General features: G+C 68.0%; 16 protein-coding genes and 1 tRNA gene. 2 read left to right on the forward strand and 15 right to left on the reverse strand.

Going from position 1 to position 12977, the window contains the following annotated elements:
* Positions 1-9: 9 nt before the first annotated feature.
* The gene (locus tag GKZ92_RS06270) at positions 10-1287 is read right to left on the reverse strand and encodes an acyltransferase (protein ID WP_155225102.1); all 1278 of its coding nucleotides are present in this window, start codon (positions 1285-1287) and stop codon (positions 10-12) included.
* Positions 1288-1588: 301 nt separating this feature from the next.
* On the opposite strand from GKZ92_RS06270, the gene GKZ92_RS06275 reads away from it, so the two are divergent.
* Positions 1589-1664: transfer RNA gene (locus GKZ92_RS06275), tRNA-Arg, on the forward strand.
* A 153-nt stretch (positions 1665-1817) separates the two neighbouring features.
* On the opposite strand, the gene GKZ92_RS06280 is transcribed toward GKZ92_RS06275, so the two are convergent.
* The 7 genes from GKZ92_RS06280 to GKZ92_RS06310 form a co-directional block, all read right to left on the reverse strand.
* Entirely contained in the window at positions 1818-2135 is a 318-nt protein-coding gene (locus GKZ92_RS06280; RefSeq protein ID WP_155225103.1) for a hypothetical protein, read from the reverse strand.
* The gene (locus tag GKZ92_RS06285; protein ID WP_155225104.1) at positions 2135-2452 is read right to left on the reverse strand and encodes a hypothetical protein; all 318 of its coding nucleotides are present in this window, start codon (positions 2450-2452) and stop codon (positions 2135-2137) included. The genes GKZ92_RS06280 and GKZ92_RS06285 overlap by 1 nt, the downstream gene beginning before the upstream one ends.
* 79 nt (positions 2453-2531) lie before the next feature.
* The gene (locus GKZ92_RS06290; RefSeq protein ID WP_155225105.1) at positions 2532-3362 is read right to left on the reverse strand and encodes a phage major capsid protein; all 831 of its coding nucleotides are present in this window, start codon (positions 3360-3362) and stop codon (positions 2532-2534) included.
* 135 nt (positions 3363-3497) lie between these two features.
* A complete protein-coding gene (locus GKZ92_RS06295) occupies positions 3498-3848 on the reverse strand; it encodes a hypothetical protein (protein WP_155225106.1) in 351 nt (116 codons plus the stop codon).
* 20 nt (positions 3849-3868) lie between these two features.
* A complete protein-coding gene (locus tag GKZ92_RS06300; protein ID WP_230461912.1) occupies positions 3869-4354 on the reverse strand; it encodes a hypothetical protein in 486 nt (161 codons plus the stop codon).
* Entirely contained in the window at positions 4351-5718 is a 1368-nt protein-coding gene (locus GKZ92_RS06305; protein WP_155225107.1) for a phage portal protein, read from the reverse strand. Before GKZ92_RS06305 ends, GKZ92_RS06300 begins: the two co-directional genes overlap by 4 nt.
* A gap of 14 nt (positions 5719-5732) precedes the next feature.
* The gene (locus GKZ92_RS06310; protein ID WP_155225108.1) at positions 5733-7199 is read right to left on the reverse strand and encodes a terminase large subunit domain-containing protein; all 1467 of its coding nucleotides are present in this window, start codon (positions 7197-7199) and stop codon (positions 5733-5735) included.
* Positions 7200-7213: 14 nt separating this feature from the next.
* Here GKZ92_RS06310 and GKZ92_RS06315 point away from each other — a divergent pair, with 14 nt between their 5' ends.
* The gene (locus tag GKZ92_RS06315; protein ID WP_155225109.1) at positions 7214-7426 is read left to right on the forward strand and encodes a hypothetical protein; all 213 of its coding nucleotides are present in this window, start codon (positions 7214-7216) and stop codon (positions 7424-7426) included.
* Positions 7427-7864: 438 nt separating this feature from the next.
* Here GKZ92_RS06315 and GKZ92_RS06320 read toward each other — a convergent pair whose 3' ends face one another.
* From GKZ92_RS06320 to GKZ92_RS06350, 7 genes are all read right to left on the reverse strand, one after another.
* On the reverse strand, positions 7865-8143 hold the full coding sequence (locus GKZ92_RS06320) for a hypothetical protein (protein ID WP_155225110.1): 279 nt from the start codon (positions 8141-8143) through the stop codon (positions 7865-7867).
* Complete coding sequence (locus GKZ92_RS06325) at positions 8140-8361, reverse strand: hypothetical protein (protein WP_155225111.1); 222 nt, start codon at positions 8359-8361, stop codon at positions 8140-8142. Before GKZ92_RS06325 ends, GKZ92_RS06320 begins: the two co-directional genes overlap by 4 nt.
* Positions 8358-8558, reverse strand: coding sequence for a hypothetical protein (locus GKZ92_RS06330; protein WP_155225112.1), 201 nt, complete (start codon positions 8556-8558; stop codon positions 8358-8360). The genes GKZ92_RS06325 and GKZ92_RS06330 overlap by 4 nt, the downstream gene beginning before the upstream one ends.
* A gap of 261 nt (positions 8559-8819) precedes the next feature.
* Complete coding sequence (locus tag GKZ92_RS06335; protein ID WP_155225113.1) at positions 8820-10106, reverse strand: AAA family ATPase; 1287 nt, start codon at positions 10104-10106, stop codon at positions 8820-8822.
* A 152-nt stretch (positions 10107-10258) separates the two neighbouring features.
* Positions 10259-10456: a helix-turn-helix transcriptional regulator gene (locus GKZ92_RS23685; protein WP_230461913.1), complete on the reverse strand. Its 198-nt coding sequence runs from the start codon at positions 10454-10456 to the stop codon at positions 10259-10261.
* A gap of 211 nt (positions 10457-10667) precedes the next feature.
* Entirely contained in the window at positions 10668-11771 is a 1104-nt protein-coding gene (locus GKZ92_RS06345; protein WP_155225115.1) for a site-specific integrase, read from the reverse strand.
* Between the two features lie 209 nt (positions 11772-11980).
* Positions 11981-12940: a GlxA family transcriptional regulator gene (locus GKZ92_RS06350; protein ID WP_155225116.1), complete on the reverse strand. Its 960-nt coding sequence runs from the start codon at positions 12938-12940 to the stop codon at positions 11981-11983.
* Positions 12941-12977: the final 37 nt, after the last annotated feature.

Below are 12977 nucleotides of genomic sequence, written 5' to 3' on the forward strand. Positions count from 1 at the left end.
CCGACGAGGCTACGAGGTTTCGGCTCCGACCGCTCGGTCCTGTTTCTTCTCGCGCCGTTTCGGCAGCAGGGGGATGCGGGGCCGGGCGGTCAGCCATTTGCTGAACGGGAGACGCAGCAGCAGGTCGACGACGATCAGCGAACTGCTGAGAACGACCGCGATGAGGATCAGCGACCGCAGGATCGCGGAGTGCGGGAACCACTCGAACAGTCCGCTGAGGAAGCCGACGCGCCCGAGGACGTCGAGGATGAGCGGGTGCACGGCGAAGACGCCGAACGCGCGCAGTGTCGCCTGCGAGACGAACTTCGCCGCGGCCGGCCGGCCCGCGGCCCGGCGATCGTCCCAGACCAGGCCGATCAGCCACAGCAGTACGAACCCGCCCACGAGCCACGGCAGCGACACCGGGTTCCAGGCGGTGTTGGCCTTCCACGGCACGTTGCCCGGCGAGGTCGCGAGCAGGTAACCGGCGACGGTGAACGCGGCGCATCCGGCGGCGACGAGCACCACGGTCGCCATGTGTTCGCGCAGCCACTTGTCCACGGCCTGCTGGTGCTGCGCCGCGAGCACACCCATGGCGACGAACAGCGCGTACATCGGCAACGTCTTCCACAGATGGTTGTAGGTGACGTCCCAGGCGGCACCCGACGGCCGCGGCAGGTACTGGTAGATGACGAACATCGTGATCTGCATCAGGGCGCCACCGGACAGCAGCAGCCACGGCCGGCTGCGGCCGCGTTCGAAGATCCACGCGATGAGCGGGAAGAACAGGTAGATCTGCATCGAGATCAGCAGGAAGTACAGCTGGTACTTGCCCTCGCCGACCAGCAGGTCGTGTGCGAGTCCGGAGAACCATTCACCGGCCGGCGGGAACGGGTTGTCCCGGATGACGATGTGATCGGTGATCGCATAGATGACGGTCCAGGCCAGGTAGGGCCCGATCACCAGACCGAAGCGGCGGCGCCAGAACTGCACCGGGGACATCTCGCGGCCCTGCATGCTCAGCACGAGGACGTAGAGCGTCACTGCGACGAAGCCGTAGCGGGTGAGATGACACAGGGTGCCGACCAGGTTGGCCCCGCGGACCTCGTCGGGCCCGCCGTTGATCGCGTTCACACTGTGGGCGACCACCACGAAGGTGAACAGGAACACCCGGATGAAGTCGGCGGTGTGAGCGCGGGAGCGCGGTTCGGGAACAGCGCGGGAGCGCGGTTCGGAAACCGGGGCTGCCGTCGGCCGCGTCGTGCTGGTCTCGGTATCGGCGGTGCGCGCCGAGCTCGCTGCGTGCACCAACGCAAAGACCTCCCCCGGGTTGACCAAACTGTTACCTGAACGAAGTGTACGGGCCGAATCTGGCAGGAACCTCAACGACGGGGTGTCCTCAGTGGCGACAATCACAGCCGGAATTGCCCGGTTCACCGTCGTCGGCGAGGTTACCGGACGGCGGAGAATGTGGCAGATCGGCGAAATCTGGCCGCGTGGAGAGGCCGGCGACGGTGCAGGAACTTCGCGCTCCCCACGATCTGAGGAGGGGGCACAGACGGCTGGGGTTGCTGCCGTAGACTTGCCGCGTCGCCCGCGTGGGCGCCCAGCCTTCGTAGCTCAGGGGATAGAGCAACCCTCTCCTAAAGGGTAGGTCGTAGGTTCGAATCCTACCGAGGGCACCACTTGAACAGGGAAAACGACCCGGGTTCCGGGGCTTGTGCCAGATACGTGCCAGTCGGGCGTATGGACGAAGGCCCCGGACGGGGGTGTCCGAGGCCTTTGTCAGCGGGAGGCGCATCAATTCCTCCGAGTTATTCAGTTGTGGGCCAATTCTCTCACCCCTGGCCGAGGCTCATGAGGACCTCGTAGTGGTGGTGTCGTCCGCCGACGCGGTACGGCATCGGGAGCCCTTCCAGGGTGTAGGTCTTGGCCCGCCAGATGACCGTGGAGACCTGTTCGATCCGCCGATCGGCAACCACCAGCCGGTAGGTGGTCAGCGTCGCGGACCGGCCGCGCATCGCCTGGGTGTCACCCGAAATCGGGATGACCGTGGCCCGGACCGCGACGGTCTGGGCCGGGAGCGGGTCGTTGTTCTCGTCCCACCCGCCGCCGATCTTGAGGGTGACCGAGTCCCGGAGCGTGAGCGCGGGCACTACGCGGCCCTCCGGCGGTACCGGTTGAGGACCATCTGTTCGGCCAGGGTGAACCCGGAGAACCCCTCCCCGAAGCTGACGACGCCGGTGGCGTACTTGAGTCCCTCGGGGTTGGCGAGCATCCGGGCCGAGGCCATCAGGACGACCGCGTCGACGCCGGGGCGGGTGTCGCCGTCGGCCTTGAGGTGGGCTCCCCGGCAGTAGGCGTCGGTCATGGCCGCGGCCATGGTGACGGCCTGGGCGGCCTGGGCCAGGAGCGCGGTGTCGGCGGTGTCGGCCCCGAGCCACTTGACCAGATCGGTGTTGGTGACAGCCACGGCTACCTCCTACGTGTGGAAGCGGCCCGCGGCACCGGAACGTGACAACCGATGCCGCGGACCACGATTGAGGGACCGATCAGGCCGCGGTCAGGACGGTGACGGCCTCGGGATGGAGCAGACCGAGGTCGTAGCGGGTGACCACGCGGATGGCCTGTTCGTCATAGTCGGCGTAACGCTCCGACAGGACGGTGACCGACGGCTGGAGATCCCGGACCACGGCCACGTTCGCCATGTCCACCAGGGCCGCGGTGCCCTCGGCCAGCTTGTTGGTCACGACCACCGGCACGCCGAACAGGACCTTGCGGCCCTCGGCGGTGAGGTCCGGCTGGATGAGGTAGCGGCCATCGGCGTCCTTGATCTTGCTCAACGCGTAGTAGTCCGCGCCGGACAGGAACCAGTGGGACGGGGTGATCTCGTTGGCCGCGGCCGAGGCCAGGGCGTCAATGAGCGAATCGGGCTCGGCCACGTCCAGGACGCCGGTCTCCACGCCGGTCTGGTTGATGAGGCCGCGGACGGTGTTGGAGGCCCCGTCTCCCTTGAGGAGCGCGTCATCGAGCTTGTTGGCCACATCGGCCACGAGGCGCTGGCGGAGCACGGCATCCAGGCCGATGACCGACTGGCGGGCCAGCTCGTTGGAGAACCGGATCAGGGTCTTGATGGACTTGAGCGTCGACGGCATGAGGTTGATCTCATCGAACTGGACGTCAGCGTCCGGGATGAGCTGGGACTCACCGACCCAGCCGACCGAGGCCCCGGCAGCCAGCCGCGGGATGCGCAGCGGCTCCGAGGAATCGAAGATCTTGGGACCGGCGGCCAAGACGACCGAGGCGGCCTCCAGGGGCTGGACCAGGAGGCTGGCGACCTGTTCCTTGAGGAGCGCGCCATTGGTTGCGGTGGTTTCAGTCATGGTGATGGATCTCCAGATTTAAAGCGGGGGAACGAATTCCGCGTCTGGAGCATCTGGCTCACTCGGCGATGAGGGCTATACAACGGCACCGGGCCTCATCCCACTATATGAGATGAGGCCCGGTGGCGGCAATCGTCAGCGGATCGGTGTGGTGATTCCCGCGGCGCAGGACCAGCAGTAGAACGCCCCGCCGCCCATGCCGTGGAAACCGTGGCCCCGACCACCCACGACATTCGCGAGGGGGTGCGGCATCCCTCCGAACTCCGTCGATCCGGCAGCCGCACGTGACGGGGACGTCTGCCGCCGCGTCGGAGCGTCCTTTCCTCCCCGACCGCTCCGCGTCGGGGTTTTCCCGACCTCGCCGCCGCGCTTGAACCCCGGTACGTGCTTGTCCACCAGCGGGATGTCGGGCAGCGGTTTCGGGAGATCCACCTTGACCTTGACCCGGGCCCCGGTGCCCTCCGAGGCCATTGATCCGTCGAACACTCCTCCGATGTTGACCATCTTCACGCCCTCGATCGCAGGATGCCGAGGAGGTCGACGGCTCCCGGTGCCGTGCCCTTAGGTCCCTGCGCCGCGGCGTCGGGAGCGAACCGGCGGGCCTTGAGGTGAGGCTTGGCCTCCAGGAGCGTGTCGATGGCGGCCTGGAGGGCCTCGGGGCTCTCTAGGTGTGCCGGATCGAACGGGAGATCGGCGGGGTCGGCCAGCGCGCCCGCCTGCTCCACCCGGACCCGGTGCAGCTGCTCCTGGAGGTCACGGACCTGGGTCCGGTACCCCGCGGATTCCCGGCGGAGGTCTTCGACGTACGCGCGGGGGAACGTGTCGGCGTCCTCTGTCGGTTCCGCGGCCTCCGGCGCTTGCGTCACAGTGACGCTATCGGCGCCCTGACCTGCGGTTTCCTGCGCGGTGGAAGGGGTTTCCGGGGCCGCGTCTGGGGTGTCGGGACCCTGGTCCTCGGTCTGGTCGGTGGTCTTATCGTCGGTGGTGGTCACGCGGCGGCCTCCTCGGTCACGTTTGCGCTGTCAGTTGCCGGAGTCGGTCCGGCGGCCGGTGCTTGGGTGGGGCCCAGGTCGGGGTTGTCGATGCCCAGGCGAGTCCGGGCCTCGGTGGTGGAGATGATCCCGGCGGCGTGGAGCTTCACCACGGCGTCGGCCTCCTGGGCCGCCGAGCGGGTAGCGGGGTCGGCCCACTGGACCCGCGGGGAGTAGTCGGTGACCTCCCCGCCATGCTCCACAGCCAGGATCAACCGTCCGACCTGTTCCCATGCGCGGCCGAACACCGCTTGGCGGGCCTCGGCTCGAGCAGTGAGGGCGGCTTCGGCGGCCCGGATGGCATCCGCCGACGCCGGGACCGTGGTGTTGAGGCCGAGATAGTGGCCGGGCAGACCACTCACCGCCGAGGCCTGTTGGAGCAGAACGTCGACCGCGGTCTGGTATCCGCTGAGATCAGCGCCGGGGAGCTGGCCGAACTTGCCCTCTGCGGCCTCGTTGACCATCATCCGGTCGTTGTCGCCCACCGGATTCAGAACGTCCATGACCGGCTCCCCGTCCTCGTCGAGGACCGGGTTGCCGTCGTCGTCGGTACGCGGCTCCTCGGCCAGTTCCAGCCCGGTGGCCCAGCGGCGGGGACGCGCTCCGAACTCCGAGGCCGTGAGCATGTCGGCGGTGAGCTTGTTGATGGCATCCACCACCGGGATGAGATCGGCGAACTCCGAGACCCCGAAGGTGTCCAGCGGACGGTCGGCATTGGTCAGCGGGACCACCGGCACGGCCAGGAGCGGGTTGTCGACCACCTTGAGGACGCGGGCCGCGGTGATCTGGGCACCGTCGCCGATGAGGTGCTCGATCCGGTCGGGCCGGTAGACGACCCACCGGGTGGCTCCCTCTGTGCCGTCGGGCCGCAGTTCGGTCCACCGCTTGACCGCGGCCAGGACTTCGTGGGTCCCGGCGTCGCGGTAGACGGCCACCTGGCGGCCGGACTCGATGCTCACCGAGGCCTTGCCGTCCGGCCGAGCCCAGACGATGGCCGCCGACTCGCCCACGGCCAAGGCTTCTCGATGCGCGGACGGGGAGGTCTGGTCCAGATCCGAGCGGACCCACGCCGCCCACAGCGCAGGGTCCCGCTTGCCGTCGGCGTCGGTGAACCCGGCGACCCGGAGCCTTTCGGCGATGGCCGAGACTGCCAGCCGGGGCAGGTTGACCGCGATCCGGTCGAACCGCTGTCCGATGGCCTTGCGCGCGTCCGGGGACAGGTAGGCAAGGGGTTGCTCTCCGGCGTAGTACTGGCCGAGGCGGTAGAGGGCCGGGGCCCGTACGTTGAGGGCCTGGTCCAGCTCGGCGTTGGTTGGTTCGTTCACGGTGAATCTCCTTGTCATGACGCGAAACTCCGTACGCGTCGGCGGTTCTTCCTGGTCGTGTGGTGCGCGGCCCGGTCCAGCGCGACGATGGCGGCCACCGCGGCGTCGATCTTGCGGGGGCTTCCGCGCTTGTCCTTGCTCACGAGGTCTCCTTGGGGCGTGGACTTGGCCACACAGTTGCCGAGGTGGGTGGCGAGGTCCTCCGCGCCGTCGTGGGTGAGCTGGCCGGTGGTCACCGCGGCGTAGAACCGATCGGTGGCCGGGGCCATGCGCGCGGCCAGCGCGGTGTTCCACTGGAGGACCCGGCGCTCCCCATGCCGTGCGGCCCAGGTCTCGATCTCCGAGCGCCAGCCCCACGGGTCCGCGGCCAGCTCCACCACGTCGTAGCGGTCGAACAACTCCCGTACCCGGGCGTCGACCTCCGAGCGCGGCACCCGCCAGCGCGGATCCCCCGGGTTCTGCCAGAGGCCGGCCAGGAACAGGTGGGGCCGAGGCCCCAGCGTCGCGCCGACCAGCGCCGTGGAGTCGCCCGAGGCCGACCCGTCGAACGCCAACACGACCCGCTGACGTGGAGCCACCCTGGTCTCCGGCGCGGCCAGCTCCTCCCAGGCACCCCACGGGAGCCAGCGGTCCACCTGGCCGACCCACTGGCCCAGGCGGAGTTGGCGGAATACGGGTTCGCGCAACGTCTGCCGTGCGGCCTCCATCCCGTCGAGGGCCAGGAACGGACGCTCACACGCCAGCGCGGGGTTGGCCGTCCGCCATGCCTCGGCGTCGTCGGTGGCGCACCCCTCCGGGGCGGCGTACTCCTTGAGCGCGAACGCCGGGTCGTTCCCGGCGCGACCGTGGGCCACGAGCTTCCACATCACCGAGTCCACCGAGGCCGCCGGTGTCGAGATGGCCAGGGTGAGCGACTCCGGTCTCTTGCCGGTGACCGAGGTGACCGCCTCCCAGACCTCCTCGGTGACCACGTGGAGCTCGTCCACGATCAGGAGTGAGGGGTCGTGGCCGTGCAGCGCTCCGGGCTCAGCCGGGAGCGGCACCAGGGAGCTGTCGTTCTCCGGTACCTCGATGCGGTCGCGGTAGATGTGTGCGCGCTCGGCCAGCTCAGGGTTGAGCTCGATCATGCGCTTGGCCAGCCGGAGCGTGATGTTGGCCTGACGCTGATCCGATGCCACCACCAGCACCTCCGCCGACGCCGGGCCGACGAACAACTCGGCCACGGCCAGCATGGCGGCCAGCGAGGTCTTGCCGTTGGCGCGCGGGATCGACACTAGCCCGGTGCGGATACCGTCGCGGTAGACCTCCCGGATGATGTCGCGCTGGAACTTGCGGAGCTTCACATCCTCCAGCGCGCCAACGCCTTTGGGCACCTTGAGGTACTGGCCGATGAATCGCTCCCGACGCCGCGCCCGGTCCTTTGGATAGCCCTTGAGCGACAAAGGGTCGGCGGTGATTGTCCCTTTTGCGCCGGACTTCATGCGATCATCTCTGGATGACTCAACCGCAACGTGGCAACGTCCGGGTTCACTTCACCAAGGCCGAGATGGAGGAGGGCCTCCTGGAGACCGGTCACCCGTACCCCGACGTGATATGGAAGGTCGAAGGTGGCGTGCTGTTCATGCGGTTCGCGAGCTCCAACCAAGGCGAGAACAGTTGGGACTACATCTTTTCGCCCTCCAAGTGGGCATGGATCGAGACTGAGTAGCTCAGCGCTCACGATTCACCTCCTGGAATCATCGTCTCACCATGTGGGACAACTTTCACAAAGTCTGACTCACCGGCGGGTGGCCCCGGCCTCTGACCAGGGGTTACCCCCCTGGGGTCTGGCTGGCCCGGAGACGGCCTGGCGCGGCCTCGGCGGTTGTTGCATGCCACGCACACGACCGCGACGTCCTGGAGGCGTACAGCCAGCCCTAGTGTGCGCCGACGCCATGCCTCCGGGGAGTGGTCGGTGGTGAGGTTCCCGGTGGCTCCGCAGTCCTCACAGAACGGTTGGAGCTTGCGGGCACGCTCGGAGAGCCGACGCCAGCGCTTGTCATAGCCGCGTTGCTCGCGGGTCGGACGCTCGGTGGCGCGCTCGAGCTCGTAGGCGCAGGGGCCGCACCGCGTGCCCTCGGTGGGCTCTCCGCAGCCCAGGCAGACGCTAAGGGGCATCGGTACCACCGTCCTCGGTGCGGGAGTCGTATGCGTCGAGTAGCGGGTCCAGATCGTCGCGGAGCTTGTCGAGCCAGAGCCGCGGCTGGTTGGTGGTGGCGATGGAGGCCAGGCCGAGGCTCATGTCCGCGATGGCATCGACCATCCCGACCGGGTCCTCGCACCCGGTCGCCACGGCGCGCATGCCGTCCTGGTCGGCGGTCAGTTTGGCGTACAGGTAGGCCAGCGCGTCGCGGTAGGCCTGTCGGTTGATCTTTGGTGTGGTCACGGTTGTCTCCTCGACAGTTCGGTGGCGGCCCGGTGCTCTCGGGCCTCGGCCTGTTCGGCCTGATGTGCGCGGTAGGTCTCACGAGCGGTCAGCCAGTCGTCGGCCATCCCGGCCAGCGTTGTGGCCCACTCACGGATGGCTAGGACCTCCTGGGCGGCAGGATCTCCCCGATGCCGGACCCGGATGTCTACGCCGGGAATGCCCGGCCTTGTGCTCACTGGCGGTGTCCCTTCTCGTCGAGCAGCTCGGCGACCATGTCCGCTTTGCTGATGAGGTTGTGTCCCTCGATCGGGTCCCCGGCACCGGGGCCTAGAAGGTGGTCGACAAGTTCGGTCTTGGACGTGGGGAGGTCGTCGGCGGGACGGCTCCGGGGCTTTCTGCGCCGGAGGTGTTCGGGGACGCTGAGAATCTTCACGAGCAGGCTCCTTGGTCGGGTGTTCACCGGGGCGTTCCTTCCGTCGGGTTGGTGGTTTGCCGTTCTTCCACCGCCGCTGTCATCCACCACTCCGGGGTCTATAGACCCCCCGCGGATAGCGCGGATAGGTTGCGCGGATGGAGCGCGGATGCGCGCGGATGCGCGGATAGGTCCGTTGTTGCAGGTCAGAGAGCCTCGGCTATCCGCGCTGGTGTTCACGGGCCTTGCGCGGATAGGTTGCGCGGATTGAGCGCGGATAGCTCACGCATTGGGTACCTCACGCGGGCTCGCGAACGGGAGGATCTGAGCCTCGGATACAACGTGCAGGACCTTGGCTCGACCGCTCCCCGGAACCTCCTCGACTTCCCCGCGTCGGCGCAGTTCGGCGAGTGCGTCCAGGGCCGCCTCTCGGCGCTTCGTCTCCTGGAAATGCTCGCGAAACTCGGTCTTGTTCGGTGCCATTCCTGCCGCCTGACGGCTACGGATGTACTCCAGGACCTCGGCCTGGAGCGCGGCATCCCTGGCACCCTTGGCTTCCTCCTCGGCCTTGTCGATGGCGAACGGGTCAGCGTGCACCGGGACCATCGAGGAGGGCCAAGTGCCATTGGGGCGGACCTGGACCTGTTCAATCCGAAACGTCCACATACCCGTCTCCGGGCGGTGCTTCTGTTTCGTCGTGGTCATCTGGACCTGCCCCTTGACCGGCTCGTCCTTCTCCAAGTGGAATACCGAGTCCGCGCCGCCTTCCCACGCCCCGGCCCCGCGGGCGCTGGTCCCTCCCTTGGGCGGGTGGTGCAGGACCATGACGGCAGCGCCGGTCTTGGCCCGGAGTTCGTCGATCTTCGCCACAGCCTCGGATGCGTCGGTGTTGGAGTTCTCCTCGAGGCCGAGTTGATGGCGAGCCAGGGTGTCCACCACGATCAGCGCGGGCCGGTACTCCGTGGCGAAATCGACCAGCTCGTCCCAGGCCAGCGCCATGAACGGCACGGCCCCGTCGAGTCCCTGGAACCACGGGCGGATCTCGTCGCGGGAGACCCCGTGATGCTTGAGCCACGCCTCCAGGCGAATACCGAACGCGCGACCTCCGCCCTCACCGACGATGTAGAGCACGCGGCCGCGCTCGGTGGCGTGACGTCCCCAGGAGATCCCGCACGCGATACAGAGAGCCATGTCCAGGGCTATCGCGGTCTTGTAGCTGCCTCTGTGGCCGAGGAGCATGGAAAGCCCGCCGCCGTCGACCACGTCCCGGACCAGCGCGGGCGGGGGCTCGGCGTCCATGAATTGGTCCACACTCAGGAGCCGCTCCCGCACCGGGGCAGTACCGGCCTTCGCGGCAGCCTTCTCGGCCTTGATCCGTTCGCGAGCATCGTCGCGAGCCTTCTCGATCTCGTAGACGTCGGTCTTGGACTTGGCGAGCTCCTCCTTGAGTCGCTCGTTCTCGGCCTCGGTCAAGGCATGGAGGGACTGGAGGTTCTCGATCTCCTCGGCCACGTCGTCGTCTACGACGGCGGGCTCCTCGGTGATCCCGAGGATGACTTCCTTGGTCATCGGCGACCACCGCCCTCGAGGGCGCAGTACACCAGGCCGAGAAGCAGGCCGAGGCTCCAGGCGGCGGCGTTGATCATGAGTAGTTGCAGAAACGTCACGTTGGTAATCCGTTCTGGCAGAGGGGTGTTGATTCCTCGCGGGGGTCAGAACGGTTAGGGGGCGGCGGGGCCGATGCCGCCTGATGCCGTGGCCAGGAACCTGTCCAGTTCAGCGCGCTCCACGCGGATACAGCGTTCGGACAGTCGGACGGCCTTGAGTTTGCCCTCGGCCACCAGTCGGCGGGCCGTGCGAGGGGAGATGTCCAGCTCCTCGGAGAGCTGGGCGAGAGAGATGTAGCGCTTGGAAGACACGGGGGGCACTCCTGTCGGGTGAGTTGAGGGTGTTGTCCACGTCTCGCGAATAGGAGCCCCGCCGGGTCCCGCGTCCGGTGGTCTAGACGTAAGCCAGCCGGTCCGCGCTTTCATGCGTTAACGGGACCGACCATAGGCGTACTGGCCGAACCCGTCAACTAGCGGCGTGTCGAAAACGGTTGTAGCGCAGTGGCATTGATGACGCAGTGCGTCAACACCACAACCCCTGCACCAGGCCTCGGGTCCGGCTCTCGGTGGAGTGCGTGTAGCGGGCCGACATGGCGGCCGAGGTGTGTCCCATGAGTGTCATGTGGTCGGCGAGAGTGGCCCCGGCTTGCGCGAAAAGCGTTGCGGCGGAGTGTCGTAGAGCGTGAGGCGTGACCCCGGGGCGGCCGATGGATTCCGCGGCCTTGGCCAGGTGGGTCTTCGTGGTGTTGCCCGAGAGCGGGCCGCCCGACTTGGCGGGGAAGATCAGGCCGTCGCGCCCCGGTGCCGCGTGCGTCTCGAGGTGCTCGGTCAGGGCGGGCCGGAGGCCCTCGGGGAGCGGTACAGTCCGCAACGCGGCGCGCGACTTCGGCCGACCCTCCACGTACTTCCCATCGACGAACGTCACCGCACGCCGGACGGTCACGGCCAGCGCGTCGGCCCCCATGTCGAGATCCGAACGCCGCAGCGCGGTCAGCTCACCCCACCGCAGCCCGGAGAACCCGGCCAGGAGGACCAGTGCGCGCCACTGGGCGGGCATCTCGTCGGCCAGGGCGCGGATCTCGTCGGTCGTGAGCGTGACGGGTTCCCCCTTCCGGTGCTTCACTGCGGCCCGCTTCACTCGCGCGGGGTTCACGTCGATCAGCTCGTCATCGACAGCCTGGGCCAGGATCGTGCGCAGGAGGCTGTAGGCGTTGGCGTTGCGGGTCGGGTAGTCCTCCAGGCTCGCGTGCCACTCCCGGATCTCGGAGGCGGTCAAGGTTGTGAGGCGACGCTCTCCCAGGCCGGGGACGATGGTCCGGTCCAGGAGGATCTTGTTGAGGCGGCGGGTGCTCGGCTTGTGCCGGTTCGCGGTCTCGGCGAACCACTTCTCGGCGTATGCCTGGAGTGTGAGCCCCGTGGCGGCCGTGGCCGCCGCCCGCTCGGCCGGAGGTGTCCACTCCTCCCGTTCGATGAGGCGGCGCTCCTGGACCAGCCATCCCTCGGCGTCGATCATGGCCGAGTACGTCGTGGGGGCCTTGTGCTCGGCACCGTCAGGGCCGGTGTAGCGAGCCTGATAGCGCCCGGACGCCAGTTTGCGGGTGTTGCCGAAGGAGCGTTTGCCAGCCATCTCGAAGCCCTCACCGTGTGCCAGATACGTGCCAGATGAGAGTACATCCGCGCCGCTCACGTGCGCTTATGTCCGATCAGATCATGTCAGTTCGGCCAGGTAAGGGCGGGTTTTCGTGCAGGTGAGACCCGCTTTTCGGGCCTGCTCGATGGGTAGGTTCGAATCCTACCGAGGGCACCAAGAAACAGCGGGGCACCAGCTGTTGCTTTTCACACCGCAGCGGACTTCGCGAACCGCCTCCGGTACACGAGAGGTGAGACCCCGACGGACGCCGCGAAGTGGTGCCGGAGCAGCGTCGCCGAGGTGAACCCGACCAGGCGTGCGACCTCCTCGACCGGCGCATCCGTCGATTCCAGTAGGTTCTTCGCGGCCAGTACGCGCTGTTCGGTGAGCCATCTCCGTGGTGACACCCCGACCTCGTCGACGAATCGCCGCGCGAACGTCCGGCCAGACATGTGCATGCGTTCGGCCATGTCGTCGACGCTGATGTCACGGTCGAGATGTTCGAGCAGCCAGCTGAGCAACGCGCCGAAACCCTCGTCGGAGCAGGCGGGCATCGGGGCGTCGACGAACTGTCGCTGACCGCCGTCGCGGTGGGGTGAGACGACCATGCGACGAGCGATCCGGTTTGCGACGCCCGGACCCCATGCCTCGCGGACGAGGTGCAGTGACGCGTCGATCCCGGCCGCCGTGCCGGCGCTGGTGGTGATGGGGCCGTCGTCGACGAAGAGGACGTCGATGTCGACCTTCGCCTGCGGGAACTGTCGTGCCAGCTCCTCGCCGAATCGCCAGTGCGTGGTGCAGCGGCGGCCGTCGAGAAGGCCTGCCGCCCCGGCGACGAAGGCGCCCGAGCACACCGTGAGGACGCGGCCGCCGTTGTCGACCACCCTGCGCACGGTGTCGAGGATCTCCGCGGGATACTCGCCGTCGACCTTCCCGCCGGGGATGGCGACGAGGTCGACGTCGCGGCACTCGTCGAGGGAATGCGAGACCTGTATCGACACGCCGTTGCCGACCGGCAGCGGCACCGACGGGTCGGGGGAGGCGACGCGGAAGTCGAAGCCGGGGACGCCGTCGTCGGTGCGGTCGAGGCCGAACACCTCGTGGACGACGCCGAACTCGAACATCGCGACGTTGCCGTGGAGGAGAACCCCGACCGTTTTCAGCATGACGACAGTATGGCAGAAGATTTGCGGACATTGACTT

Source organism: Gordonia sp. 135 (genome assembly GCF_009720185.1).
GTDB classification, from domain to species: Bacteria; Actinomycetota; Actinomycetes; order Mycobacteriales; family Mycobacteriaceae; genus Gordonia; species Gordonia alkanivorans.

What these genes read in the sequence shown, in the direction of transcription:
- GKZ92_RS06290 (WP_155225105.1), bottom strand. Translation starts at nt 3,362, where the DNA reads ATGACTGAAACCACCGCAACCAATGGCGCGCTCCTCAAGGAACAGGTC.
- GKZ92_RS06310 (WP_155225108.1), bottom strand. Translation starts at nt 7,199, where the DNA reads ATGAAGTCCGGCGCAAAAGGGACAATCACCGCCGACCCTTTGTCGCTC.
- GKZ92_RS06315 (WP_155225109.1), top strand. Translation starts at nt 7,214, where the DNA reads ATGACTCAACCGCAACGTGGCAACGTCCGGGTTCACTTCACCAAGGCC.
- GKZ92_RS06335 (WP_155225113.1), bottom strand. Translation starts at nt 10,106, where the DNA reads ATGACCAAGGAAGTCATCCTCGGGATCACCGAGGAGCCCGCCGTCGTA.
- GKZ92_RS06345 (WP_155225115.1), bottom strand. Translation starts at nt 11,771, where the DNA reads ATGGCTGGCAAACGCTCCTTCGGCAACACCCGCAAACTGGCGTCCGGG.
- GKZ92_RS06350 (WP_155225116.1), bottom strand. Translation starts at nt 12,940, where the DNA reads ATGCTGAAAACGGTCGGGGTTCTCCTCCACGGCAACGTCGCGATGTTC.